Source organism: Gordonia spumicola, from assembly GCF_009932475.1.
Taxonomy (GTDB): Bacteria; Actinomycetota; Actinomycetes; order Mycobacteriales; family Mycobacteriaceae; genus Gordonia; species Gordonia spumicola.
The window spans coordinates 1-24,330 of sequence record NZ_BJOV01000005.1 but is presented as its reverse complement, the minus strand read 5'-3'; the positions used below and the strand labels follow the sequence as shown (position 1 = coordinate 24,330).

Below are 24,330 nucleotides of genomic sequence, written 5' to 3'. Positions count from 1 at the left end.
CCGGTCACCTTACTTCACACCACTCATCAGGCCCCAGTCCTCGAGTCCCTCGTACAGCGGGAAGTCGAGGGCCAGGGCGCTGACGCGGGCGCGCAGCGACGCGACGTCGGCGGACTTGCCCGCGGCGAGCGCGGTGGCGATGACGTCGGCGACCTCGGCGAACTCGGTGTCCCCGAAGCCGCGCGTGGCGAGCGCCGGGGTGCCGATGCGCAGACCCGAGGTGACCATCGGCGGGCGCGGGTCGAACGGCACGGCGTTGCGGTTGACGGTGATGCCGACCTCGTGGAGGAGGTCCTCGGCCTGCTGGCCGTCGAGGTCGGAGTTCCGCAGGTCGACGAGGACGAGATGGACGTCGGTGCCGCCGGTCAGGACCGTGACGCCCGACTTCGCAACGTCGTCGCCGAGAAGACGGTCGGCGAGGATCGACGCGCCCGACAGGGTGCGACGCTGACGCTCGGCGAACTCCTCGGTGCCTGCCACCTTGAGCGCGACAGCCTTCGCTGCGACGGCGTGCATGAGCGGTCCGCCCTGCTGACCGGGGAAGACCGCCGAGTTGAGCTTCTTGGCCCACTCCTGCTTGGCGAGGATCATGCCCGAGCGGGGGCCGCCGAGAGTCTTGTGGACGGTGGTCGAGACGACGTCGGCGTGCTCGACGGGATTCGGGTGCAGTCCGGCGGCGACGAGGCCGGCGAAGTGCGCCATGTCGACCCACAGGTGGGCTCCGACCTCGTCGGCGATCGAGCGGAACGCCGCGAAATCGAGGGTGCGAGGGTAGGCCGACCAGCCCGCGACGATCACCTTCGGCTTGGTGTCGAGGGCGATCTTGCGCACCTCGTCCATGTCGATGCGGAAGTCTTCCTTGCTGACTCCGTAGAAGGCGTTCTCGTACAGCTTGCCCGAGAAGTTCAGCCGCATGCCGTGGGTGAGGTGACCGCCGTGCGCGAGGTCGAGGCCGAGGAGTGTCTCACCGGGCTCCATCAAGGCCTGCAGCACGGCGGCGTTCGCCTGCGCGCCCGCGTGCGGCTGGACGTTCGCGAAATCGGCGCCGAACAGCTTCTTGGCGCGGTCGCGGGCGATGTCCTCGACGACGTCGACGTATTCGCAGCCCCCGTAGTAGCGACGGCCGGGGTAGCCCTCGGCGTACTTGTTCGTCAGGACGCTGCCCTGCGCCTGAAGCACGGCGCGGGGAACGAAGTTCTCCGATGCGATCATCTCGAGGGTGTCGCGCTGACGGGACAGCTCGCCGTTCATGGCGGCGGCCACATCGGGGTCGAGTTCGGCCAAGGACTGCGTGAACAGGCTCATGCCGTGCATTCTAGTGGGACAGTTCGCCGCGGAGAACTGCCGGGGTGAGGGGTTCGTCGAGGAGCCTGCCGAACCTGCCCAGCCGTTGTTCTCCGGGTGCGTCGTCGAGCCAGTCGCCGAGCAATCGGTAGCCCTCGACATAGGTCGAGATGTACGCGCGCCACAGCGGCGACGTGAGGAAACGCAGCATCTGGCGCGAGCGGTCCGGGTTCACCAGCAGCCAGCGCTGCAGGAATGCGGCGACCGTGTCGGCGTCGTCGTGCCGGTCGTGGAGCATGAGCGCCGCGTCCTGGCGGACGGTCAGGAGTCCGGCTGTGGCCTGCGCGACGGCGCGGGCCTTCTCCGCGTCGAACCGGAGCCCGAAGTCGGCGTAGATCTCGGCGGCCCACTCGTGCCACTCCGGCCCCATCGCGGCGGCCAATGCGTGGTCGGCGAGCCCCTCCGCCATCAGACACTGCGGAGTGTTGACGAGGAAGATCGTGTGCTCGAGCTGCTCCGTGGCGACGAGCCCCTGCTCCTTGCGGCAGTGCTCGGTGTGGTGCCCCGGGTACGCCTCGTGCGCGATCAGCCCCGGCAGGCCCGACAGGTGCTGCGGCAGATCGGTGTTGACGGCGACGGTGGAGCGGTAGTCGCCCAGGTAGTAGTTGAAACCCGACCACGGCTTGTCCGAGACCACCTGGAAGTCGATCACCTCGTCCGACGGCAGGGGGAACTCCGAGCGCACCCGGTCGCGGAGGCTGCTCGCGAACGCGGTGATCAGCGGTTCGGTGAGTTCGGCGGGGATCTCGTCTGCCCGCCGGTACCGCTGATACTCGTCGCGGAGCGCGGCGCCCGTCGCACCGGGCACGCCGAGCGCCTGCGCCAACCGCTCGTGCGCAAGCCGATAGGCCTCGGGATCGGCGGGGGCGATGTCGACGTCGAAGTAGGCCCGGACCTCGTCGACGAACCCGACGTGCTCGCCGGCGAACGTGCGCGCCGAGCACTCGAGCGCCCGGACGTGGGACGCGACGAACTCGGCGCGGTCGGCGGGCAGCCCGTCGGGCAGCCTCTCCAGCAGCGCCCGGCAACGCGCGGCCAGGGCTGCGGGATCCGGGCGGGGCGCGTTCTGCGCGGCGGCCCGCAGTGCCGGGTCGCCGGTGTAGGCGTCGACGAATCCCTCCTCCAACCGGTCGAACAGCAGGCCGATCGACAGGTACTCGGTCACCGGATCGTTCGACGGGCGCTCTGCGGTCATGACCCCCAGAGTATGGGAGTACCGTTACCGGGCATGGCGCGCCTTTCCAGCGACCGCGATCCCGGCCTGTACCTCGAACTCGACCGCAAGCAGTGGCGTGAACTGCGGCAGTCGATGCCGATGGTCCTGACCGAATCGGAGCTCGAAGACCTCGTCGGTCTCGGCGAGCAGGTCGACCTCACCGAAGTCGCCGAGGTGTATCTGCCGATCTCCCGTCTGATCCACATGCAGGTGGAGGCCAGGCGCAGACTCTTCGCGGCGACGTCGACCTTCCTCGGCGAGCATCAACGCAACCGTCAGGTGCCGTTCGTGATCGGCATCGCGGGCAGCGTCGCCGTCGGCAAGTCGACGACGGCCCGCGTGCTCGCGAAACTGCTGTCGCGCTGGGACACGCACCCGAAGGTCGACCTCGTCACCACCGACGGATTCCTCTATCCCACAGCGGAATTGGAACGACGCGGCATCATGCACCGCAAGGGCTTCCCGGAGTCGTACGACCGCCGCGGCCTCCTGCGTTTCGTCACCGAGGTGAAGTCGGGGGCGTCGCTCGTCACCGCCCCCGTGTACTCGCACGTGAGTTACGACATCGTGCCCGACGCGTTCATCGAGGTGCGTCAGCCCGACATCCTGATCGTCGAGGGTCTGAACGTACTCCAGACCGGCCCGACGCTGACGGTGTCAGACCTGTTCGACTTCTCGATCTACGTGGACGCCAAGACGTCCGACATCGAGCGCTGGTACATCTCCCGCTTCCTCCAGATGCGGACCACCGCGTTCCAGAATCCGGACTCGCACTTCCACCACTACGCGTCCCTGACCGATCAGCAGGCGAAGATCGCGGCCCGCGACATCTGGACGTCGATCAACCGCCCCAACCTCATCGAGAACGTGCTCCCCACGCGGCCCCGCGCGACCCTGGTGCTGCGCAAAGACTTCGACCACTCGATCAACAAAGTCCGACTGCGCAAGCTGTAGGCGCTTCGACTCGCTTCGCTCGCTCAACGAACGGGGAGGCACGCTGCCCACCCGTTCCTTGAGCGAGCTTGCGAGTCGAAAGGCCCGTCACGCCAGGATGTCCGCGACGACGGCGTTCGTCACCGAGACGAGGTCGTCGGGTGACAGTTCGATCTCCAGTCCCCGCTTGCCCGCACTGCACAGGACGACGTCCCACATCAGCGCGGTCTCGTCGATCACCGTCGGCAGCATCGTCTTCTGACCGACGGGCGACACTCCCCCGAGCACGTATCCGGTGGCCCGCGTGACCTTCCCGGCGTCGGCCATCTCGGCCTTCGACGCGCCGAGAGCCTTCGCCGCGGCCTTGAGGGACAGCTTCTCCGGAACCGGGACGACGGCCACCGCCAGCGTCCCACCGAGGTCGACGACGAGCGTCTTGAAGATCTGTTCGGCTTCGACGCCGTGTTCGGCCATCGCGTCGACTGCCTCCGCACCGTAGTCGGTGCTGCGTCGATCGTGGTGATAGCTGCGGACGGTGTGGGCGACGCCCGCCCTCTCCAGCGCGGCGATCGCCGGGGTGGCGGCCACTACTTGCCGAACCGCCTGCTGCGCGCCGCGTAGTCGCGGAGGGCCCGGAGGAAGTCGACGCGCCGGAACTCCGGCCAGTAGGCGTCGGTGAACCAGATCTCCGAGTACGCGCTCTGCCACAGCAGGAAACCGCTCAGCCGCTGTTCGCCGGATGTCCGGATCACGAGGTCGGGGTCGGGTTGTCCGGACGTGTACAGGTTCGCGTCGATGCCCTCCACGGACACCGCGTCGACCATCTCGGTCGGCGTGGCGCCCGATGCCGCCGCGTCCGAGAGCAGCGCCTTGACGGCGTCGACGATCTCCTGTCGTCCGCCGTATCCGACGGCGACGTTGACGTTCATCCCCGACAGTCCGTCGGTGCGGGCCGACGCCTCGCGCAGTCGGGTGGCGACCGGCGCGGGAAGACTGTCGAGGTTGCCGACGATGCGGACCCGCCAGTCTCCGTCGGAGATCTCGTCGACGATGTCCGGGACGATCTCCATCAGGGCGTCGAGCTCGTCGGACTCGCGCGACAGGTTCTCCGTGGACAGCAGGTAGATGGTGACCGCTTCGATGCCGAGTTCGTGACACCAGCCGAGCATGTCGGCGATGCGGCGCGCACCGACCCGGTGGCCGTGGCTGACGTCCTCGAACCCCGCCTCCCGCGCCCACCGTCGGTTGCCGTCACAGATGATGGCGACATGCCGCGGCACGCGGGTCGGATCCATGAGCTGCACCAGGCGTCGTTCGTAGACGCGGTACATGCCGCCGCGGAGGGCGTCGGGGATCAGTTTCACAGCCGCGATGTTACTCGCCGAACAAGTTACCGGCGCGAAACTTACGGTATCGTAGATTGCATGACGGAGACCCCCACACTGGAGCACGCGGCCAAGCCGACGCTGCGCGGCGTGATCCACAAGTACTCGGCCGTCGTCGCCGCAGCGGTCGGGGTGATCCTGATCGTCGGCACCGCCATGCACCGCAGCGCGGTCGACGTCCTCTCCGTCGTCGTGTATGTCGTCACGATCTGCGGGCTCTTCACCGTCAGCACCGTGTACCACCGTGTGCACTGGACGTCGCCGCACGCGCGGATCGCGATGAAACGCGCCGACCACTCGATGATCTTCGTGTTCATCGCGGGCACGTACACGCCGTTCTGCATGATGGCCCTGTCCGGGGCCACGCGGTGGTGGGTGCTCGGCGGGGTGTGGGCGGGCGCAATCGCCGGAGTGACGATGAAGATGGCCTGGCCCGGTTCCCCGCGGTGGCTCGGCGTGATCCTCTACATCGCTCTCGGCTGGGTCATCGTGTTCGTCGCGCCCTCCCTGGTCTCCGCGGCGGGAGCCGCCGTACTCGTCCTGCTCGCCGTCGGCGGCGTGCTGTACAGCCTCGGAGCCGTGTTGTTCGCGTTGCGTTGGCCGGATCCCTGGCCTGGTGTGTTCGGTCATCACGAGGTGTTCCACGCGTGCACCGCGATCGCCGCGGCCCTGCACTACATCGCGGTCTGGCTGGTGGTCCTGCGCTGAACACCGGGTAGGCTCACCGGCTGTGTCCACCGTCTCCGCGTCCCGCATGCGCGGCGGCGTCGTCGGTGCGACCTCCGCGGTGACTGCGATCGCCGCGCACGCCGCGGCGCAGGGCACCTTGCCGACCACATCGACGCTGATGGTCGTCACCGCGGCGGCCGCCGCGATCGGTGCGGCGATCGCCGCCGCACCACGACTGCCCGGCCTCCCCGCCCTGCTCGCCGGACAAGGCATCGTCCACCTGTTGCTCGCCGTCCTCGCGGGCCACCAGCACGACATGTTCCGCCCGTCGATGGCCGTCTCACACGGCGTCGGCACCCTCGCCGCGCTCGCACTGATCGCCGCGCTCGACGCACTCGTGCGTGTGGTGCGCCGCGTCATCGTCCCGATGCGTTCGCGCACGATCACGCGGGAGCCCGTGATCCCCGCGCCGCGTCACCATCGTGTTCGACGTTCCCGGCTCGTCATCCTCGGCTCGGTCGGTCTCCGCGGGCCGCCGGTCTCGGCCTGAATTCCAGACGTCATACCGACGCACACACAACCACCACGTATACGAAGCCGACACCGCCCCTGTGGCGTCATCGAGCGTCATACGTGTCGGTTCTGCGCTGCGACGATCCCGCCGACCGAAAAGGCCGTCCATGTCCGACACAGTCGTGTCCACACCCGCACCACCCACCACGTCCCTGCCGCCGTCCACACGGACCGCGACCATCCGCATGCTGCACCGACTCCACTTCTACGCCGGAGTGGTCGTCGCACCGTTCCTGCTGATCGCCGCCGTGACCGGCGCCCTCTACGCCCTCGCGCCCTCCGTCGAGAGCCTCGTGTACCGACACGAGCTCCACACCGATTCGACCGGGCAGGCCCACTCGCTCGCCGACCAGATCGACGCGGCACGCAAGGTCCGCCCCGAACTCCCCGTCGTCGCGGTCCGACCGCCAGCCTCGTCCGGTGACACGACGGCGGTCATGTTCTCCGATCCGACCCTCGGCGACTCCGAACGCCGCGCGGTGTTCGTCGACCCGGTGACCCTGGAGACCAGGGGCGATCTGCCCGTCTACGGCAGCGCCAACGCGCTCCCCATGCGCCAATGGCTCGACAGGCTGCACCGCGACCTGCACCTCGGCGAACCGGGCAGGCTCTACAGCGAGTTCGCCGCGTCCTGGCTGTGGGTGATCGTCCTGGCGGGCCTCGGATTGTGGTTCCTCCGTTCGCGCAGGGCTCCGGGACGCCGCGGCCGTGGGCGGACGGTGCGCAGGCACGCACTGATCGGCGTGTGGATCTCGGTCGTCCTGCTCTTCCTGTCCGCGACCGGCCTCACCTGGTCGACCTACGCGGGCGAGAATGTGACGAACCTGCGCGCGGCCCTGAACTGGAACGCCCCGTCCACCGACACGGCCCTCCCCGGATCCGCCGCGAAGGCGCCCGCTGGCGGCGAACACGCCGGTCACGGCGCCGCAGGCCCCGTCGGAGACACGTCGGGCGCCATCGCGCAGGTCGACGCCGCCGTTGCGCTCGCCCGTTCAGCCGGCCTCGGCGACGGTGTCGAGGTGACCCTGCCGTCGGATCCCGGCACCGCCTACACGGTCGCCGAGACTCGTCGAGCGTGGCAGTTCTCCCCCGACACGGCCGCCGTCGACCCGGCGACCGACACCGTCGTCTCGGTGAACCGTTTCGCCGACTGGCCGGTCGCGGCACAGCTGGCGAACCTCGGCATCGCCCTGCACATGGGACTCCTGTTCGGCGTCGCCAACCAGATCCTGCTGTTCGCGGTGATGATCGCGTTGATCGTGGTGATCGTCCTCGGCTACCGCGCGTGGTGGCAGCGCCGGGGCCGACGCGCACCCGCTGCGGGCGGTCTGCGGGCGGTGCCGTGGCCGGTGAGCATCGGGCTCATCGCCGTCGCCGTGACCGTCGGCTGGTTCGTCCCGCTGCTCGGCTGGCCGCTGCTGGCGTTCGTCGTGCTCGACCTGATGATTCAGCGGGCGGCACGCGCCAAAGCGGCCAAGACGTCCACGGACGCCTCCCAGCCCATGCACTTGTCCGTGACCGACTGACCGTAGACGAGGTCGCCGCCGAGCGACTGCGCGCCGGGGACTAGGAAGCTCTCCAGCATCACGCCGGACAGCTGCACCGATTCCCCGGCGCGTCGTCGTGCCGCGAAGGACTCTGCCACCTCGACGGCGACGACGGCCTGACGCTCGTGGTCCTTGCCGGAGTTGGCGTGCGAGCAGTCGACCATCACCTTCGGCGACTGTCCGGCCTTCTCCAGGGCCGCGACGGCCGAGATCACCGAGTCGGCGTCGTAGTTCGGCCCGGGAGTTCCGCCGCGCAGGATGATGTGGCAGTCCTCATTGCCCGCGGTCTGGACGACGGCTCCACGACCGAAATCGTCGACCCCGAAGAACACGTGCTCGGACGCCGCGGCCTGGACGCCGTCGATCGCGACCTGCACGTTGCCGTCGGTCCCGTTCTTGAAACCGATCGGCATCGACAGGCCCGACGCCAACTGCCGGTGCACCTGGCTCTCGGTGGTTCGGGCGCCGATCGCACCCCACGCCACGGTGTCGGCGATGTACTGCGGGCTCGTCGGTTCCAGGAACTCGCAGCCCACCGGCAGCCCGAGGTCGATGACGTCGAGAAGCAGGGCGCGAGCCGTCCGCAGGCCGCGTTCCACGTCGTACGAGGAGTCCATGCCCGGATCGTTGATGAGACCCTTCCAGCCGACGGTGGTGCGCGGCTTCTCGAAGTACACGCGCATCACGATCTTCAGGGTGTCCGCGTATTCGACGGCCAGCGGCGCGAGGCGTCGGGCGTAGTCGAGGGCGGCGACCGGGTCGTGCACCGAGCACGGTCCGACGACGACGATCAGCCGGTCGTCGCGTCCGGCGAGGATCGCCGCGATCTCATCGCGGTCGCGGGCGACAGTCTCCGCGCGCCGCGCGGTCAGCGGCAGTTCGCTGCGCAGCGTCTCCGGCGACGGGATCGGTGAGAACGCGGTGACCCGACGGTCGGAGGTGGACGGGGTGCCTGTCGTGATGGTCACGATGTGCCTTTCGGATGCGGTCCGCAGGTGAGGGTTGCCGTCCCGGTGACGCCCTGCGCCGCGCGTCTACTCCCGGAACGAGAAGAAGCAGCGACCGAGACGGTCACTGCTTCAGGCTCCGGGATGTACGACGTGCGTTATCGACGCTTCATCGCAGGCTCTCCCGGAGCCTGCATAAAGAAACGCCAATAGCGGTTCGTCGACATGCCCCGACCGTAACACCGGCCGCGGACACCCGCAAACGCGGGTCTACTGCCCCTGCTGCATCTGAGCTTGGATGTGCGCGTTGATCTGCTGCAGTCCGGGGCTCGAGACACCCGGCAGCTGGCCGGTGATGGAACGGACGATCGCGGAGTCGTCGATCACCTTCTCGCTCGACTGCACGAGGACCGTGCCGGCTCCGGTGAAGTCGAACTGCTGCTCCTCACCCGACCGGATGCCCATGCGGGACGCCGCGGCCGCGAGCATGTCGGTGACCCACGACTGGTCGTAGTGGTGACTGGGCGACGGGCAGTCGGCCCACCCGACCAGCGCCTCCGGGTCCACGCGAACGGGCGGTTCGACGAACATGACGGCGCCGTTCGACGACGCCAGGAACCGGCCGGTCCCGATGAGCGTGAGGAAGCCGGGCACGATCGACTGCTTGAGCGCGAGCGACGGCTCGAAGGCGAGCAGGTTGGCGGCGCGGATCGTCAAGTTGCCGTCGTCTTCGAGGTCGTACGAGTTGATCTCGTACCCGCGGTCGCCGATGATCACCTTGCCCTGACCCTCGGCGACGACGAAGTCGCCGAGGTAGAGCGGGGCCGAGAACTGTTGGGCCACCATGTTCAGCAGGCCCGCCTGCAGGCCGTGGCTGAGCGCCGTGAACTGCGCCTGGCCGTAGTACGCGATCATCGCGCCCTTCGACATGAACCACGGCTTGTTCAGCTCGATGCAGAACGAGTACTTGTTGTCCGGGACGTTGTCGTCGGACGGCAGGGTGTGCGGATTCCACACCGTGTTCACCTGAGTCACAGTCGCTGCTCCGATGCTTGGACGAAGACCACACCCGAGCCGGTGCAGTCGAGTTGGAAGGCCTCGCCGCCGGTGCGTCCCATGTTCCGGAAGCTGACTGTCGACCGGAGGCTGGTCTGGACCTGGCCGACGGACGCCGCGAACGACTGCGGGTCGACGGTGATCGGCCGGTTCGGCTGGACAGGCAGTTGGATGAACCCGCCGTGGCCGAGGATGACCGCTTGTCCGACGCCGATCAGCTGCGTGGTGAACATGCCCTGACCGGTCGCCATGCCGCCCGCCGCCGACCGCAGCGCGCCGCGCAGGCCGCCTCCGCCGCCCGCCGACTGCGACGACGTCGACACGATCGAGGCCTGCAGACCCTGCGTGTGGGCGAGGAGACGAGACGCCTCGACCCGCAGTTCGCCGCCGCCTGCGAGGTCGACGATCTCCACTTCGAGACCGCGGAAACCGTAGTGGACGACGCCGTCGCCCTGAGCGAGCATCGTCCGCTCGTGCTCGCCCTGCATCATGCGGCCCGCCATTCCGACCATGCCGCCCATCGCTCCCATGCCGCCGGACCCGGGGATCTGATGCGGCTGGAAGAACACGGCTCCGGTGTAGAACAGCATCGCGCCGCGGCGGGCCGCGATCGGCCCGCTCTGCGCGAGGTTCACGGACACGACCTTGTTGTTGACCTTGGTGAACACGTCGGTCCCCTATCGCTCGGCCGGCTGGATGGACACGACGCCGGAACCGTCCCACCGCAGTGAGAACGCCTCCCCGTTGCCCTGACCGACGACGCTCCGCCACGACACGTCCGTCACGAACGACTGTGTGAGCGCGCCCTTGGCGCAGACGAACGCGTCCGGGTCGACGACGAGCGGGAACTGCGGCGACACCTCCAGGTGGATCAGCGGGCCGCCCTGCGACAGGAGCGCGACCTGGCCGACGCCGGTCACCGTCGTCGTGAACAGACCCTGCCCGGACACGCCGCCGCGCACACCCGCGAACGTCACATTGGTCTGCAGGTTCTGCGTCAACGCCAGCAACTGCGACGCCTCCACCTGCAAGGTCTCCCCGTTGAGGTCGATGACGGTGGTGTTCGCCGCGTCCTGCGCCAGGTAGACGACGCCCGTCCCGCTGGCTTCCATCAGCGACAGACCCTCGCCCGTCGCCTTCTTCTTGATGCCCGCGACGAGCCCGTCACCGCCACCGAAACCGGCCGACTTGAACGTCACCTGACCTTCGAACGCGATCATCGAACCGCTGAGCGCGCGAATGGAGCTGTTGTTCAGGTGAGCTTCGATCACCCGCTTCGTCTTCGAGACGAGTTGCATGCCTGTCCTTCGTAGAACGACCAGAGGACAGAACGATATCGCCTCCGGCCGGTCATTGTCAGTCGGACGGACGACCTACAGCGCCCGCGCCGCGGCCCGCCCCGCCGTCCGACCGGAGAAGAGGCAGCCACCGAGGAACGTGCCCTCGAGCGCGTTGTAGCCGTGGACTCCGCCGCCGCCGAAGCCCGACGCCTCGCCCGCCGCGTACAGGCCCGGCACCGGGGTCCCGGAATCGTTCATGACCTGGCCCGACAGATTGGTCTGCAGCCCGCCGAGGGTCTTGCGCGTCAGGATGTTCATCCGGATGGCGATCAGCGGACCGTGCGCCGGATCGAGGATCGGGTGCGGGTCGACGGTGCGGACGATGTTGTCGCCCAGATAGTTCCGCGAGTTGTGGATGCCCATGATCTGGGCGTCCTTGGTGAACGGATTGCGCACCTGGCGGTCACGCTGCACGATCTGGCCGCGCAGCCTGCCCGCGTCGATCAGGTCGCTGCCCGCGAGCCGGTTCATCTTGCGGGCGAGATCCTCGACGTTGCGGGCCGCGACGAAGTCGGCGCCCTTGTCGACGAACTTCTGCACGGCCTTCGGCACGTCGTCGATCGCGCGGCTCGCCAGATAGGCCGCGAGATCCTTGCGGGTCAGCTCGGGATTCTGCTCCGACCCGGACAGGATGAACTCCTTGCCGATGATCGTCTTGTTCAGCACGAACCACGAGTAGTCGTACCCGGTGCGCTTGATCATCGCCAGCGTCTCGAGCGTGTCGTAGCTGGGGATCGCGGGGCTGTCGAAACGGTTGCCCTCGGCGTCGAACCACATCGACGACGGCGCGCCGAGCACGCGGATGCCGTGATCGGGCCAGATCGGCGTGTGGTTCTTGAGTCCCTCGGTGTAGTGCCACATGCGGTCGCGGTTGACGATGCGCCCGCCCGCGGCCTCGGTGATGGCGAGCATCCGACCGTCGACGTGCGCGGGCACGCCCGTCACCATCGTCTTCGGCGGGGCGCCCAGGCGCGACGGCCAGTTGGCACGGATCAGCTCGTGGTTGGCGCCGATGCCGCCCGACGCCACGATCGTGATGGGCGCCCGGAGTTCGAAGTCGCCGATCTCCGTGCGGTTCGACTTCACGCCGCGCGGCGAGTTGGTCGGTGCGAGCTTCTTGCCGCGGACGCCGGTGACCCGTCCGCCGTCCGTCATCACCTCGTCGACGCGGTGACGGAACCGGAACGACACCCGCCTGCGGCGTTCGTCCTCGAGGACGGCGTTGCGGAACGGTTCGACGACGCCGGGCCCGGTGCCGAGCGTCATGTGGAAACGCGGCACGGAATTGCCGTGTCTGCTCGCCGAGGTTCCGCCGCGCTCGGCCCACCCGACGATCGGCACCCAGCGGACGCCCTTGCGTTCGAGCCAGCTGCGCTTCTCGCCCGCCGCGAACCGCAGGTAGGCCTCCGCCCACTGCCGCGCCCAGTAGTCCTCGCCGAGACGATCGTGAGGATCACGATCGAATCCGGCCGAGCCGAACCAGTCGGCGCGGGCGAGTTCGTACGAGTCGTGGATCTGGCACTGACGCTGCTCGGGCGAGTCGACGAAGAACAGTCCGCCGAGCGACCAGTGCGCCTGACCACCGAGATTGGCGCGCGACTCCTGGTCGACGACGATCACCGACTTGCCCGCGGACGCGAGTTCGGTGGCCGCGACGAGGCCCGACAGGCCGTGTCCGACCACGATCACGTCGGCGTCCTGCCGCGGCGCCGCGCCCGCCTGTCCGGCGAGGGATGCGGCCATCAGTCCGGCCGCGGCGACACCGCCGCCGACCAGGACGCTCCGGCGGTTGATCGTCTGCTCGTCCAGGCCCATGAGGCGCGTTCCCCGATCGGTGTGAGACGACGCGAACGTCGTCCTGCGGTGTGATGTCGACGACACCATAGCCGACAATGGATCGATTGATCCACTCGGAAGGCGCCGGAGACGCGAATCGGGCCGATCAGACCGAGAAGACGATCTCGTCCAGATCGGTGACGGGCAGCCCGCACACCTCGCCGCGGCAGACGTACGCGGCGTCGCGCAGGCGTCCGCCGGTCGCCACCGGCCGACGTCCGACCAGGAGCGGCGCGCTCCCTTCGCCTCCCGCGACGACGACCACGCCGCCGGGAGCGGCGCGCCTGATCCGCGCGGCGAACGAACCGTCGCTGTCCGGGGCCTCGGCGACGGCGACCTGCACCGGTCCGGCGACGTACGAATGCGCCACAGCCAGCCAGTGACCCGCGGACCGCGCGGCACGAGCGAGGACGATCCCGGCCCTGGACAGGGTCGCGTCGGCGAGTTCGGCGTATCTCGGCGCGCGATCGGCGTCGGCGAGCACCGATGCGAGCAGCAGCGCCTCGGCCGTCAAGGACGCGCCGGCCGGAGTCGCGCCGTCCACCGGGTCGCGCGGACGTACGAGCAGTCCCGTCGGATGAGCGTCGAACCAGGCGCCCGGCTCATCGGGCACCGCGAACACCTCGATCGCACGGTCGAGGACCGCGAGCCCGTCGCCGCGCCACCGCTCGTCCCCCGTCGCGGCGTACAGGGTCAGAACCGCGGTGACCAGCGCCGCCGAGTCCTCGAGTGCGCCGAGCGGCGCACCGACCCGGCCGTCGAGCGACGAGCGGCGCACGTCACCGTCGACGATGTGCGTGTCGACGAGCCCGGACGCGCACTCCGCCGCCCGCGCCACCCATTCGGGACGACCGAGTCCAACACCGGCCTCGACGAGCGCCGTCACCGCGAACGCGTTCCACGCGGTGACGACCTTGTCGTCACGGTCCGGCTGGGGACGCTCGGCGCGCACCGCCGACAGTCGTGCCCGGACGGACTCGTACCGCTCGGTGTCGTCGGGGTCGCGCGGCAGCTGCAGAGTGGACGTACCGTTCTCGAAAGTGCCGCCGGCCGTGACCGTGAACAGTTCGGCGGCCCACTCCGCGTCGTCACCGAGGACCTCAGCGAGCTCGGCGGGCGTCCAGACGTAGGTGAGGCCTTCGACGCCTTCGGTGTCCGCGTCCAACGACGACGCGTACCCCGAGCCGGTCCACAGCGCGCCGTCGAGGAAGGCCACCGTCTCGGCGGTGATCCGGGCCACGAGGGCGTCGCCGCGTCGGGCCTGGTGGGCGTAGGCGCGCAGGAGCAGGGCGTTGTCGTACAGCATCTTCTCGAAGTGCGGGACCACCCACGCCGCGTCGACGGCGTACCGGGCGAACCCGCCCGCGAGCTGGTCGTAGATGCCGCCGCGCGCCATCGCCTCCAGGGTGCGCGACGCGGCGGCCAAGGCCGTGTCGTCACCGGTGTGCTCCGCGGCCCGGAGGAGACCCTCGATCATCGCCGACGGCGGGAACTTCGGGGCTCCGCCGAAACCCGACGACACCGGGTCCTCGTCCGCGACGATCTGTGTGACGGCGTCGGCGAGCAGTTGACGGTCCAGCCGGGGCCCGTCGGGCAGGCCCGACGCCGTCGACCGGAGGTGCTCGGTGATCTTGGAGCCCGCGAGATCCACCTCGTCGCGGCGCTCGGTCCACGTCCGGCTGATCGCGTCGAGGACATCGCCGAATCCCGGTTGACCGTTGCGCGGCCGCGGCGGGAAATACGTTCCGCAGTAGAAGGGATCGCCGTCCGGAATGAGGAAGCACGTCATCGGCCAACCGCCCTGACCGGTCATCGCGACCGTCGCGGCCATGTACACCGAGTCGATGTCGGGACGTTCTTCCCGGTCCACCTTGATGCAGACGAATCCGTCGTTCATCTGTGCCGCCAGGTCGGCGTCCTCGAACGTCTCGTGCGCCATCACATGGCACCAGTGACAGGCCGCGTACCCGATGCTCAGCAGGACCGGGACATCCCGTTCGCGGGCCTGCGCGAACGCGTCGTCACCCCACTCCTGCCAGTGCACCGGATTCTGGGCGTGCTGCCGCAGGTACGGGGAACTGCTCTCTCCGAGACGGTTCGTCATGCCTCTACCGTGCCACGCGCGGGACCGACCGTTGCTACGAGTCGTCCTTCGGCGGGACCGGGCTCTCGGCGGGTTCGCCGTCGTCGGAGACGACCGTGTCGGTGCCCTCGTCGAACTGCTGATCGGCCTCGGGATGCTCGGTGTCGAAGCTCTCCGGCAGTTTGCGGAGCTGCCGGTTCATCGACCGGATCAGCAGGAATGTCGCGACGAGCAGGAGGACGATGATCAGCAGGCCCAACGGCGACGCCTTGCCGAACTCCGGACCGCGCGGCTCCTGATCGGCCGCCAGCACCACAGCGGTGCTCGCCCACGCCGTGATGCTCATGCCTGCTCGATTCCGGCGAAGAGATCCGTCTCCGGGATGGCCGTCTTCACGCGCGTCTGAGCGAGCTCGAACTCCTCCGTCGGCCAGAGTCGCTGCTGCCACTCCAGCGGCACCGCGAAGAAGAACCCGTTCGGGTCGACCTGGGTCGCGTGAGCGCGGAGCGCGTCGTCACGCTGCGGGAAGTAGTCGCCGCAGGTGACCTGCGTGGTGACGCGGGCCATCATGTCGCCCTGATCGGTCTTCCACTTGCTGAGCCACTCCTCGAACGGATTGTCCTGCCCGTTCTTGCCGAACTCGTCGGCGAACCGCAGGATCCGCGCCCGGATGAAGCCGTGCGTGTAGTACAGCTTCAGCGGCGTCCACGGTTCGCCTGCCTCGGGATACGCGGCGGGATCGCCCGCCGCGTCGAACGCCTCGACCGAGATCTCGTGGCACTTGATGTGGTCGGGATGCGGATAGCCGCCGTTCTCGTCGTACGTGATGATCACGTGCGGACGGAACTCGCGGATCACCTCGACGAGCCTGCCGGTCGACTCCTCGTTCGGCACCAGCGCGAAGCAGCCCTCGGGCAGCGGGGGCAGCGGATCGCCCTCGGGCAGACCCGAGTCCTCGAAACCGAGCCAGTGATGCTGCACACCGAGGACCTTCGCCGCGGCCGCCATCTCCTCCCGGCGCACCTCGGGCAGGTTCTCCAACACCCCGGGCCGGTCCATCGCCGGGTTCAGCACATCGCCGCGCTCACCGCCGGTGAGCGTCACCACCATCACGTCGTGACCGGCCGCGACGTACTTGGCCAGCGTCGCGGCCGCCTTGCTCGACTCGTCGTCGGGATGGGCGTGCACGGCCATCAGACGCAGACCGTTCGCGTGTTCGCTCACGCTTCCTCACCTTCGCTCGCTGTTCCTACTCATGGTAGGTATTGACACGTGAGCAGTTCAGACGGGGGCGGTGTGGAGCCCGACGGATCCGACGAGAAGCCCGCGATCCCCCGCAGCGGCCCACGTGCGACATACCCGACGGAACAGACCGCGTCCAACCGGAAACGGTGGTTCTACGTGCTGTCTGCGCTCGTCGTCGTCGCCGGGCTCGGTCTCGCGTATGCGGGATACAAGCAGTTCGCCGATCCGGACGTCTCCGGTGAGGCCACCGCGTTCGAGATCCTCTCCTCAGACAACGTCGCCGTCCAGTACACGGTCAACCGCAGCGACCCGGGCCAGGCCGTCGCCTGCGTCGTCCGGGCCCGCGCGCAGGACGGCTCCGAGGTGGGACGACGCGAAGTCCTCATCCCCGCGGGCACGCAGACGCAGGTCGGGGCCCGCACGGAGGTCATGACGTCGTCGCCGGCCGTCATCGGCGAGGTCTTCGGCTGCACGGCCGACGTCCCGCCGTACCTGAAGCCGGCCGCGTGAGCACCGTGAACAAGGCGGTCTTCGCCAGACTGTCGAGTCCGTACTTCCCGTTCCTGACGGCGCTCTTCGTCGGGATCATGTTGATCAGCAACATCGCCGCCACCAAGGCCGTCGTGCTGTTCGACGACTGGCTGCACTTCGACCTCGGTCCCCTGCACGTGAACGGGCTCGTCACCGACGGCGCGTTCTTCCTCTTCCCGATGAGCTACGTGATCGGCGACGTCATCAGCGAGGTGTACGGCTTCCGCGCGATGCGACGGACGATCGCGGCGGGCTTCGCGGTGATCCTCCTCGCGTCGGCCTGTTTCTGGATCGCGATCAAGCTGCCCGCCGCCGGCTTCTACGACAATCAGGCCGGCTTCGAAGGCGTGCTCGGATCGGTGCCGCAGATCGTCGCCGCGGGCCTGGCCGGATATGTCGTAGGCGAACTCCTGAACTCGCTCGTCCTCGTCAAGATGAAGGAACGCGCGGGCGAACGTCGCCTGTGGGCGCGTCTCATCGGATCGACGGTCGTCGGCGAGTTCTTCGACACACTCGTCTTCTGCTCCATTGCGGCCACCGCGATCGGAATCTCCACCTGGTCGGACTTCATCAACTACGTCGTCATCGGATTCGTCTGGAAGACCCTGGTCGAGGTGGTCGTCATGCCGGTGACGTACGCCGTCGTCGGATACCTGAAGCGCGCCGAACCGTCATACCGGGAAGGGCTCGCACGTCAACAAGACGACGCGTCGCGTGTGCCATAAAACACACGAATGATAGGATGATTGGCGCACGGCCTCGCAAGGGGTCGTGTTGCTGCATTTAGCGCAGTCCAATCGCGGACAGCAAAGGAGATCACAATGACTGATACCCGCGTTACGTGGTTGACGCAGGAGTCGTTCGACCGACTGAACGGCGAGCTGGATTCGCTCATCGCGAATCGTCCGGTCATTGCCGCCGAGATCAACGAGCGTCGTGAAGAAGGCGACCTCAAGGAGAACGGCGGTTACCATGCGGCCCGCGAGGAGCAGGGTCAGCAGGAGGCGCGTATCCGCCAGCTGCAGGACCTGCTGAACAACGCGAAGGTCGGCGAGGCCCCCACTCAGTCGGGTGTGGCACTCCCCGGTTCGGTTGTGACCGTCTACTACGACGGCGACGAGTCGGACAAGGAGACCTTCCTCATCGCGACGCGCGAAGAGGGTTCGGGCGAGATCGAGATCTACTCGCCGAGCTCACCGCTCGGCGCCGCGATCCTCGACGCCACCGTCGGCGAGTCGCGCGAGTACACGGTGCCCAGCGGTGCGAAGATCACCGTCACACTGGTCAGCGCGGAGCCGTACCACTCCTGATCGAGTGCCCTCAGCGGCATCGGACGCCTCGGCGACCGGTGCCGCTGAGTCGTTTCAGCGGTCGGTGCGGAGGAATTCGAGGTCGTCGCGCAGCCGGGTCTCGATGATCGACAACGCCTCGGACGACATCTGCTCCGACGAACGTCCACGCACCTGCGACTCGAGGTCGGGCAGCAGATAGGACGGCGGCACGTCGAGTGCGCGGGCGAGCCGGTACACGGTCGACATCTGCGGATCGGAGACGAACGGGTCCCGATTGCTGGTTCCCCGCTCGAGGTTGGAGATCTGATTGCGGTGCAGGCCGCTGCGTTCGGCGAGCTGCTCCTGCGAGTAGCCGCGCTCCTTCCGGATCACCACGAGGCGATGCCCGAACGAGTACGCGTAGGTGCCCCATTCGAGGGATCCCCACCGCGCCGCATTCACCCGATCAACCCTGGTGGACGCACAACGAATTGTCTGCCCACCGAGTTGTGCAGTGCTCGACGGTCGGGGCACTAGACTTCGCGAATGGCCTTCGACCTCGCACCTTTCGACGAATCCTTCTTCGACTCCGCTCCCATGACATACGTGATCGACGTGACACTGCCGGTCGCGCCGGAGACCGCCTGGGCGGAGTTCACCCGCCAGAACACCCTCGACTGGTGCCGCGCCCTGCGGTCGGTCACCTACACGTCGCCGGAGCCCCACCACGTCGGCACCACGCGGTCCGTCGCTCTCTCACCGGGCTGGGTGAGGATGGACGAGGTCTTCTTCCTCTGGGACGAGGACGCTGAGTCGTCGACGTATCGGCACGCGTTCCACGGCGTCCGGGCCAACATTCCCGGTCTGAAGAAGTTCGGCGAGTACACCGAGGTGTCCCCCGCCGCTCACGGCGCGCGGCTGGTCTGGAAGTTCGCCATGGAACTCGCGGGCGCAGGTCTCCCGCCCTTCCTCTCCGGCCCCATCGCGTCCGGCGCGTTCGGTACCGTCCGAACGGACACGGTGAAGCACTTCGCGACCTTCTGATTCGACTTCGGCGCTCGAACCGGGCTCTGGTCCCGGTTCGAGTGCCGAAGTCCGCGTAGGTGGAACCGTTCATGTCTTTCGCGCGTCTAACTGAATATGGGGGCCACACCATCGACTGCCGTTCGTACCGCACAGTTCCTCGCCGACCACGACGGTGTCATCACCACCGCTCAGGCACGAGAACTCGGACTCACCGACGACCAAATCCGATACAAGACGTCGGAAGGTCTGTGGATTCCACACGCGAGATCGGTGTTCCTTTCCGCCGAACACCACATGACCCCGATCGGAAGCTTGCGAGTGGCGACTGCCGCACACCACGGCGTGGTCGATCGCACGTCGGCCGCATGGTTGCACGGCCTGACGCGCGACGTGTCGAGCCCGGTAACTCTGTCGGTGCCCCGCTCAGGCCACGGCAGCGCGTACTGCGCCGTCGAGACGACGGTGCGCCGACGATCGTTTCCGGCTGAGGACCTGACCCGAGTGCGCGGTGTGCCGACCACGGGCCTCGCGCTGACAGTTCTCGCCGCCTCTTCAGCGATGAAGGACGGCATCGCCATGATGGACCGGGCTCTGCAGAAGAAGGTCGTGACACTCGGCGAATTGCGGGCCGCTCTGAACCGGAACTCCGGCGCGTACGGAATGGCGCAGGCACGCGAGATCCTCACCTCGGCGGAAGACCTGTCCGAGTCGGAGCTGGAACGGAAGTTCGTCCGATTCCTGCAGCGGCGCCGCATCAGCGGCTGGAAGCAGCAGGAGTGGGTCGGCGATCGTCGGATGGACTTCGTGTGGCCGGCCGAACAGGTCGCCGTGTCCCTGCACGGCTGGGCCTTCCACCGAAGCCACGACCGCTGGGAACGAGACCAGGAGACGACCAACATGCTCATCGGGCTGCGGTGGCTCCCGCTCATCTTCACCTGGAAACGCCTCACCTACTCGCCCGACGACGTCTTCCGCGAACTCACCACCGCGATTGACCAACGGCAAATCGCGGCCTGAAACCACTTCGGCACTCGGACCGGGAGCAGAGCCCGGTTCGAGTGCCGAAGTTGAGACAGAACTGTCAGGCGAGGGCCTGGTCGACGTCGGCGAGAAGATCCTCGACGTCTTCGATGCCGACGGAGAGGCGGACGAGGTTGTCCGGAACCTCCAGAAGCGACCCCGCGGTGGAGGCGTGGGTCATCGCACCGGGATGCTCGATCAGCGATTCGATGCCGCCGAGCGATTCGGCGAGGGTGAACACCTTGGTCCGCGCGCAGAACTCCTGCGCCGCGTCCTGCCCGCCCTTGACCAGGACGGAGATCATCCCGCCGAACCGCGACATCTGCTTGGCCGCGGCGTCGTGGCCCGGATGATCGGCGAGACCCGGGTAGAGGACCTTCTCGATCTTGTCGTGACCCTGGAAGAAGTCGACGATCTTCTCGGCGTTGTCGCAGTGGCGGTCCATGCGCACGGCGAGCGTCTTGATGCCGCGCATGGTCAGGTAGGCGTCGAACGGGCCGGGGACGCCGCCCGCGCCGTTCTGCAGGAAGGCGATGTCGGCGTCGAGTTGCTCGTCGTCGGTGACGATCGCTCCGCCGACCACGTCGGAGTGCCCGCCGAGGTACTTGGTGGTCGAATGCAGGACGACGTCAGCGCCGAGCGTCAGCGGCTGCTGCAGGTACGGCGTCGCGAAGGTGTTGTCGACGACGAGCTTGGTGCCCGCCGCGTGCGCGACGTCGGCCAGGGCCGCGATGTCGCCTACGTTGAGGAGCGGGTTGGTCGGCGTCTCGATCCACACGAGCTTGGTGTTCGGCGTGATCGCCGCGGCGACGGCATCGGCGTCGACGACGGGCGCCACCGAGTAGGTGATCCCCCACTGGCTGAACACCTTGTCGATCAGGCGGAACGTGCCGCCGTACGCGTCATTGGGGATCACGAGGTGATCGCCGGGGCGCAGCGATGCGCGCAGCAGCGCGTCGGTCGCGGCCATGCCGGACGAGAACCCGCGGCCGTACGTTCCCGCCTCGATGGCCGCCATGTTGGCCTCGAGGACGCGGCGTGTCGGGTTGCCGGTGCGCGCGTACTCGAAGCCGTCGCGCATGCCGCCGACACCGTCCTGCGCGAAGGTCGACGACGCGTAGATCGGAACGTTGACGGCGCCGGTCTGCGGGTCCGGATCCCAGCCCGCGTGGATGGCCTTGGTGGAGAATCCCTGGTCGGTCATGTTCTCAGTCCTCCTGAACAGCGGCGATCGGGTGGGTGCTCGCGAATGCGAGGAGATCGTGGCGGGTGATGACGCCGACGGGCTTGCCCTCTTCGACGACCATCAGCGCGTCGGACTCGCCGAGCGCCTTCATGGCGGCCGACACGGGCTCGCCGGAGCCGATGAGCGGGAACGCCTCGCCCATGTGCGCCGACACCGGGTCGGCCAGGTTGGCGCGGCCCTCGAACACGGCCGACAGCAGGTCCCGTTCGGTGACGGCACCGTTGATCTCACCGGCCATGATGGGCGGCTCGGCTCCGACGACGGGCATCTGCGACACTCCGTACTCCCGGAGGATCTCGATCGCGTCGCGCAGCGTCTCCTGTGGGTGCGTGTGGACGAGGTCGGGCAGGGCGCCCGACTTTCCGCGCAGCACATCGCCGACGTTCGACTGCGGGACGTCGCCGCCGCTGAGCGGAGTGCGGAGGAAGCCGTAGCTGCTCATCCAGTCGTCGTTGAAGATCTTGGACAGGTAGCCGCGTCCACCGTCGGGCAGCAGTGCGACGACGACGGCGTCCGGGCCCTCACGCTCGGCCACTTCGAGGGCGGCGACGATCACCATGCCGCACGATCCGCCGACGAGGAGGCCTTCCTCGCGGGCGAGGCGGCGGGTCATCTCGAACGAGTCGGAGTCGGAGACGGCGATGATCTCGTCGGGGACGGTCGGGTCGTACGCGGCGGGCCAGAAGTCCTCGCCGACGCCTTCGACGAGGTACGGGCGGCCCGATCCGCCGGAGTACACCGACCCCTCGGGGTCGACTCCGACGACCTTGACGCCACCGTCGGACACCTCCTTGAGGTAGCGGCCGGTGCCGGTGATGGTGCCGCCGGTCCCGACGCCCGCGACGAAGTGCGTCACGGTGCCGTCGGTGTCGCGCCAGATCTCCGGACCGGTGGTCTCGTAGTGGCTCTGCGGACCGGCCGGGTTGGCGTACTGGTTCGGCTTCCAGGCCCCCGGGATCTCACGCGTGAGGCGATCGGAGACGTTGTAGTAGCTGTCCGGGTGCTCCGGCGGGACGGCGGTCGGGCACACGACGACCTCGGCTCCGTACGCGCGCAGCACGTTCCGCTTGTCCTCGGCCACCTTGTCGGGGCACACGAAGACGCACTTGTACCCGCGCTGCTGGGCGACGAGCGCCAGGCCAACGCCGGTGTTGCCGGACGTCGGTTCGACGATGGTGCCGCCGGGCTTCAGCTCGCCCGACTTCTCGGCGGCGTCGATCATCCGGGTGGCGATGCGGTCCTTGGAGCTGCCGCCGGGGTTCAGGTATTCGATCTTCGCGGCGACGAGGCCCGATCCCGGCTTGACGACCGAGTTGAGCTTGACGAGCGGAGTGTTTCCGACCAGGTCCACGACATGATTGGCGATGCGCATGCGTCCATGGTCCCACCTCGCGTGCGATTCCACCGGACCGGGCCGCTACATGCACCTAAGTCTTCAGAATGAGAACACGTTCACGTATCCTGACGCGCATGGCAGAAGCAGTGATTGTGGCCCATGCACGTTCGCCGATCGGGCGCGCCGGCAAGGGATCCCTCAAGGACGTACGACCCGACGAACTCTCGCGGCAGATGATCGCCGCAGCGCTGGCGAAGGTGCCCGCGCTCGACACCGCACTGATCGAGGACATCCACCTCGGCATCGGCCAGCCCGGCGGCCAGGGCGGCTACAACATCGCCCGTTCGGTCGCCGTCCAGCTGGGCCTCGACCACGTTCCCGGCGTCACCGTGAACCGCTACTGCTCGTCGTCGCTGCAGACGACGCGCATGGCGCTGCACGCGATCAAGGCCGGCGAGGGCGACGTCTTCATCTCGGCCGGTGTCGAGAGCGTCTCCAGCTTCGGCGTCTCGGGTGGCGCGGATGGCGCTCCGAACTCGAAGAACCCGCTCTTCGACGACGCGCAGGCCCGCACCGCTAAGACCGCCGAGGGCGGCCAGGGCGCATGGCACGATCCCCGCGAGGACGGCCTGATCCCCGACGTCTACATCGCGATGGGTCAGACGGCGGAGAACGTCGCGACGTACACCGGCATCTCGCGCGAGGATCAGGACCGCTGGGGCGTCCTGTCGCAGAACCGCGCCGAGGCCGCGATCAACAGCGGCTTCTTCGCCCGCGAGATCGACCCGGTGACGCTTCCCGACGGCAGCACAGTCTCGACCGACGACGGTCCGCGCGCGGGCACCACGTACGAGAAGATCTCGCAGCTGAATCCGGTGTTCCGCCCCGACGGCACCATCACCGCGGGCAACGCCTGCCCGCTGAACGACGGCGCGGCTGCTCTCGTCATCATGAGCGACACCAAGGCCAAGGAACTCGGCCTCACGCCGCTGGCCCGCATCGTGTCGACCGCGGCGACGGGCCTGTCGCCGGAGATCATGGGCCTCGGCCCGATCGAGGCGATCAAGAAGGCCCTTCGCGTGGCGAACATGGGCATCGGCGACATCGACCTGTTCGAGATCAACGAGGCCTTCGCGGTTCAGGTGCTGGGTTCGGCCAACGAGCTGGGCATCGACCACGACAAGCTGAACGTCTCGGGCGGCGCGATCGCGCTGGGCCACCCGTTCGGCATGACCGGCGCCCGCATCACCACGACGCTGCTCAACAACCTGCAGACGTCCGACAAGCAGTTCGGCATCGAGTCGATGTGCGTCGGCGGCGGCCAGGGCATGGCGATGGTCCTCGAGCGCCTGAGCTGATCGTCCCCGACCCGAAGGGCGGGTCTTCACGTCGTCGACGTGAAGACCCGCCCTTTTTCGTGTCGTCGCACGATCGTCTGGACGACGTCCGATCCGGGCAGAATGGCACGGACTTCGCGCAGGTGACCGCATAGGCACAGATCGACTCGTTACACATCGTGACGAAGTTCACAGCGTTCGGCACGTTTCGTTCGTGACGGACGGTTCCATCTACTTTCGACGCCACTTAACCAGCTTATCGGGCATAACGACCCGCTGGTCGGCTTCTTATGAGTCACACAGGTTACAAACGGCGAACGTTTCGCTGCTCGGGTGAGATTGAACTTAGTGTCACCTAAGTTCACACTGAACGTATCCCTCGTATGAGG

Annotated in this window: 25 protein-coding genes; 10 read left to right on the top strand and 15 right to left on the bottom strand. The window is 68.1% G+C overall.

Features of this window, described 5'->3' with window-relative positions; all coding sequences use genetic code 11:
• Window positions 1-9 precede the first annotated feature (9 nt).
• Together glyA and GYB83_RS11360 are read right to left on the bottom strand one after the other, a co-directional pair.
• The gene (glyA, locus tag GYB83_RS11365) at window positions 10-1,305 is read right to left on the bottom strand and encodes a serine hydroxymethyltransferase (RefSeq protein WP_161895630.1); all 1,296 of its coding nucleotides are present in this window, start codon (window positions 1,303-1,305) and stop codon (window positions 10-12) included.
• A 10-nt stretch (window positions 1,306-1,315) separates the two neighbouring features.
• Window positions 1,316-2,539 (bottom strand): DUF885 domain-containing protein, encoded by a 1,224-nt coding sequence (locus tag GYB83_RS11360; RefSeq protein ID WP_161895629.1) that lies wholly within the window; start codon window positions 2,537-2,539, stop codon window positions 1,316-1,318.
• A 33-nt stretch (window positions 2,540-2,572) separates the two neighbouring features.
• Between GYB83_RS11360 and coaA the strand changes: the two genes are divergently transcribed.
• On the top strand, window positions 2,573-3,514 hold the full coding sequence (gene coaA / locus GYB83_RS11355; RefSeq protein WP_161895628.1) for a type I pantothenate kinase: 942 nt from the start codon (window positions 2,573-2,575) through the stop codon (window positions 3,512-3,514).
• A gap of 87 nt (window positions 3,515-3,601) precedes the next feature.
• On the opposite strand, the gene ybaK is transcribed toward coaA, so the two are convergent.
• Both ybaK and GYB83_RS11345 read right to left on the bottom strand, forming a co-directional pair.
• Window positions 3,602-4,081, bottom strand: coding sequence for a Cys-tRNA(Pro) deacylase (gene ybaK / locus GYB83_RS11350; RefSeq protein ID WP_161895627.1), 480 nt, complete (start codon window positions 4,079-4,081; stop codon window positions 3,602-3,604).
• Entirely contained in the window at window positions 4,081-4,857 is a 777-nt protein-coding gene (locus tag GYB83_RS11345; protein ID WP_161895626.1) for an isoprenyl transferase, read from the bottom strand. Before GYB83_RS11345 ends, ybaK begins: the two co-directional genes overlap by 1 nt.
• 60 nt (window positions 4,858-4,917) lie before the next feature.
• Here GYB83_RS11345 and trhA point away from each other — a divergent pair, with 60 nt between their 5' ends.
• The 3 genes from trhA (at window position 4,918) to GYB83_RS11330 (ending at window position 7,646) form a co-directional block, all read left to right on the top strand.
• Window positions 4,918-5,586 carry a PAQR family membrane homeostasis protein TrhA gene (gene trhA / locus GYB83_RS11340; RefSeq protein WP_161895625.1) on the top strand — a complete coding sequence of 223 codons (669 nt, stop codon included), beginning with the start codon at window positions 4,918-4,920 and terminating at the stop codon, window positions 5,584-5,586.
• Between the two features lie 22 nt (window positions 5,587-5,608).
• Entirely contained in the window at window positions 5,609-6,097 is a 489-nt protein-coding gene (locus tag GYB83_RS11335; RefSeq protein WP_228461430.1) for a hypothetical protein, read from the top strand.
• A 130-nt stretch (window positions 6,098-6,227) separates the two neighbouring features.
• Window positions 6,228-7,646: a PepSY-associated TM helix domain-containing protein gene (locus GYB83_RS11330; protein ID WP_161895624.1), complete on the top strand. Its 1,419-nt coding sequence runs from the start codon at window positions 6,228-6,230 to the stop codon at window positions 7,644-7,646.
• On the opposite strand, the gene GYB83_RS11325 is transcribed toward GYB83_RS11330, so the two are convergent.
• The 8 genes from GYB83_RS11325 to mca form a co-directional block, all read right to left on the bottom strand.
• Window positions 7,568-8,635 (bottom strand): 3-deoxy-7-phosphoheptulonate synthase, encoded by a 1,068-nt coding sequence (locus GYB83_RS11325; protein WP_161895623.1) that lies wholly within the window; start codon window positions 8,633-8,635, stop codon window positions 7,568-7,570. The genes GYB83_RS11330 and GYB83_RS11325 overlap by 79 nt on opposite strands.
• Window positions 8,636-8,884: 249 nt before the next feature.
• The gene (locus tag GYB83_RS11320; RefSeq protein ID WP_161895622.1) at window positions 8,885-9,649 is read right to left on the bottom strand and encodes an AIM24 family protein; all 765 of its coding nucleotides are present in this window, start codon (window positions 9,647-9,649) and stop codon (window positions 8,885-8,887) included.
• Window positions 9,646-10,338 carry an AIM24 family protein gene (locus GYB83_RS11315; protein WP_161895621.1) on the bottom strand — a complete coding sequence of 231 codons (693 nt, stop codon included), beginning with the start codon at window positions 10,336-10,338 and terminating at the stop codon, window positions 9,646-9,648. Before GYB83_RS11315 ends, GYB83_RS11320 begins: the two co-directional genes overlap by 4 nt.
• A gap of 9 nt (window positions 10,339-10,347) precedes the next feature.
• The gene (locus GYB83_RS11310) at window positions 10,348-10,968 is read right to left on the bottom strand and encodes an AIM24 family protein (protein ID WP_161895620.1); all 621 of its coding nucleotides are present in this window, start codon (window positions 10,966-10,968) and stop codon (window positions 10,348-10,350) included.
• A gap of 75 nt (window positions 10,969-11,043) precedes the next feature.
• Window positions 11,044-12,825, bottom strand: coding sequence for an FAD-binding dehydrogenase (locus GYB83_RS11305; protein WP_161895619.1), 1,782 nt, complete (start codon window positions 12,823-12,825; stop codon window positions 11,044-11,046).
• Between the two features lie 127 nt (window positions 12,826-12,952).
• The gene (locus tag GYB83_RS11300; protein WP_161895618.1) at window positions 12,953-14,950 is read right to left on the bottom strand and encodes a thioredoxin domain-containing protein; all 1,998 of its coding nucleotides are present in this window, start codon (window positions 14,948-14,950) and stop codon (window positions 12,953-12,955) included.
• A gap of 34 nt (window positions 14,951-14,984) precedes the next feature.
• The gene (locus GYB83_RS11295) at window positions 14,985-15,275 is read right to left on the bottom strand and encodes a hypothetical protein (RefSeq protein WP_161895617.1); all 291 of its coding nucleotides are present in this window, start codon (window positions 15,273-15,275) and stop codon (window positions 14,985-14,987) included.
• Window positions 15,272-16,123, bottom strand: a complete 852-nt coding sequence (gene mca / locus GYB83_RS11290; RefSeq protein ID WP_161897475.1) for a mycothiol conjugate amidase Mca — start codon at window positions 16,121-16,123, stop codon at window positions 15,272-15,274. The genes GYB83_RS11295 and mca overlap by 4 nt, the downstream gene beginning before the upstream one ends.
• 78 nt (window positions 16,124-16,201) lie before the next feature.
• Here mca and GYB83_RS11285 point away from each other — a divergent pair, with 78 nt between their 5' ends.
• From GYB83_RS11285 to greA, 3 genes are all read left to right on the top strand, one after another.
• On the top strand, window positions 16,202-16,684 hold the full coding sequence (locus GYB83_RS11285) for a DUF4307 domain-containing protein (protein ID WP_161895616.1): 483 nt from the start codon (window positions 16,202-16,204) through the stop codon (window positions 16,682-16,684).
• Window positions 16,681-17,430 carry a queuosine precursor transporter gene (locus tag GYB83_RS11280; protein WP_161895615.1) on the top strand — a complete coding sequence of 250 codons (750 nt, stop codon included), beginning with the start codon at window positions 16,681-16,683 and terminating at the stop codon, window positions 17,428-17,430. The genes GYB83_RS11285 and GYB83_RS11280 overlap by 4 nt, the downstream gene beginning before the upstream one ends.
• Window positions 17,431-17,526: 96 nt before the next feature.
• Window positions 17,527-18,015, top strand: a complete 489-nt coding sequence (gene greA / locus GYB83_RS11275) for a transcription elongation factor GreA (RefSeq protein ID WP_161895614.1) — start codon at window positions 17,527-17,529, stop codon at window positions 18,013-18,015.
• A 54-nt stretch (window positions 18,016-18,069) separates the two neighbouring features.
• Here the strand turns inward: greA and GYB83_RS11270 are convergent, their stop codons facing one another.
• Entirely contained in the window at window positions 18,070-18,438 is a 369-nt protein-coding gene (locus GYB83_RS11270) for a helix-turn-helix domain-containing protein (protein ID WP_161895613.1), read from the bottom strand.
• A gap of 84 nt (window positions 18,439-18,522) precedes the next feature.
• On the opposite strand from GYB83_RS11270, the gene GYB83_RS11265 reads away from it, so the two are divergent.
• Together GYB83_RS11265 and GYB83_RS11260 are read left to right on the top strand one after the other, a co-directional pair.
• Window positions 18,523-19,020, top strand: coding sequence for an SRPBCC family protein (locus tag GYB83_RS11265; RefSeq protein ID WP_161895612.1), 498 nt, complete (start codon window positions 18,523-18,525; stop codon window positions 19,018-19,020).
• Window positions 19,021-19,320: 300 nt separating this feature from the next.
• Window positions 19,321-20,019, top strand: coding sequence for an endonuclease domain-containing protein (locus GYB83_RS11260; RefSeq protein WP_228461428.1), 699 nt, complete (start codon window positions 19,321-19,323; stop codon window positions 20,017-20,019).
• A gap of 64 nt (window positions 20,020-20,083) precedes the next feature.
• On the opposite strand, the gene GYB83_RS11255 is transcribed toward GYB83_RS11260, so the two are convergent.
• Together GYB83_RS11255 and GYB83_RS11250 are read right to left on the bottom strand one after the other, a co-directional pair.
• On the bottom strand, window positions 20,084-21,226 hold the full coding sequence (locus tag GYB83_RS11255; protein WP_161895610.1) for a cystathionine gamma-synthase: 1,143 nt from the start codon (window positions 21,224-21,226) through the stop codon (window positions 20,084-20,086).
• Window positions 21,227-21,230: 4 nt separating this feature from the next.
• Window positions 21,231-22,640, bottom strand: a complete 1,410-nt coding sequence (locus tag GYB83_RS11250) for a cystathionine beta-synthase (RefSeq protein WP_161895609.1) — start codon at window positions 22,638-22,640, stop codon at window positions 21,231-21,233.
• Between the two features lie 98 nt (window positions 22,641-22,738).
• On the opposite strand from GYB83_RS11250, the gene GYB83_RS11245 reads away from it, so the two are divergent.
• Window positions 22,739-23,962, top strand: coding sequence for an acetyl-CoA C-acetyltransferase (locus GYB83_RS11245; RefSeq protein WP_161895608.1), 1,224 nt, complete (start codon window positions 22,739-22,741; stop codon window positions 23,960-23,962).
• Window positions 23,963-24,330 lie beyond the last annotated feature (368 nt).

Bases quoted from the DNA above. Each gene is read 5' to 3' on its own strand.
- GYB83_RS11310 (WP_161895620.1), bottom strand. From the start codon at position 10,968: ATGCAACTCGTCTCGAAGACGAAGCGGGTGATCGAAGCTCACCTGAAC.
- glyA (WP_161895630.1), bottom strand. From the start codon at position 1,305: ATGAGCCTGTTCACGCAGTCCTTGGCCGAACTCGACCCCGATGTGGCC.
- mca (WP_161897475.1), bottom strand. From the start codon at position 16,123: ATGGCCGTGCACGCCCATCCCGACGACGAGTCGAGCAAGGCGGCCGCG.
- GYB83_RS11245 (WP_161895608.1), top strand. From the start codon at position 22,739: ATGGCAGAAGCAGTGATTGTGGCCCATGCACGTTCGCCGATCGGGCGC.
- GYB83_RS11265 (WP_161895612.1), top strand. From the start codon at position 18,523: ATGGCCTTCGACCTCGCACCTTTCGACGAATCCTTCTTCGACTCCGCT.
- trhA (WP_161895625.1), top strand. From the start codon at position 4,918: ATGACGGAGACCCCCACACTGGAGCACGCGGCCAAGCCGACGCTGCGC.
- GYB83_RS11330 (WP_161895624.1), top strand. From the start codon at position 6,228: ATGTCCGACACAGTCGTGTCCACACCCGCACCACCCACCACGTCCCTG.
- greA (WP_161895614.1), top strand. From the start codon at position 17,527: ATGACTGATACCCGCGTTACGTGGTTGACGCAGGAGTCGTTCGACCGA.
- coaA (WP_161895628.1), top strand. From the start codon at position 2,573: ATGGCGCGCCTTTCCAGCGACCGCGATCCCGGCCTGTACCTCGAACTC.
- GYB83_RS11295 (WP_161895617.1), bottom strand. From the start codon at position 15,275: ATGAGCATCACGGCGTGGGCGAGCACCGCTGTGGTGCTGGCGGCCGAT.
- GYB83_RS11250 (WP_161895609.1), bottom strand. From the start codon at position 22,640: ATGCGCATCGCCAATCATGTCGTGGACCTGGTCGGAAACACTCCGCTC.
- GYB83_RS11360 (WP_161895629.1), bottom strand. From the start codon at position 2,539: ATGACCGCAGAGCGCCCGTCGAACGATCCGGTGACCGAGTACCTGTCG.
- GYB83_RS11300 (WP_161895618.1), bottom strand. From the start codon at position 14,950: ATGACGAACCGTCTCGGAGAGAGCAGTTCCCCGTACCTGCGGCAGCAC.
- GYB83_RS11255 (WP_161895610.1), bottom strand. From the start codon at position 21,226: ATGACCGACCAGGGATTCTCCACCAAGGCCATCCACGCGGGCTGGGAT.
- GYB83_RS11305 (WP_161895619.1), bottom strand. From the start codon at position 12,825: ATGGGCCTGGACGAGCAGACGATCAACCGCCGGAGCGTCCTGGTCGGC.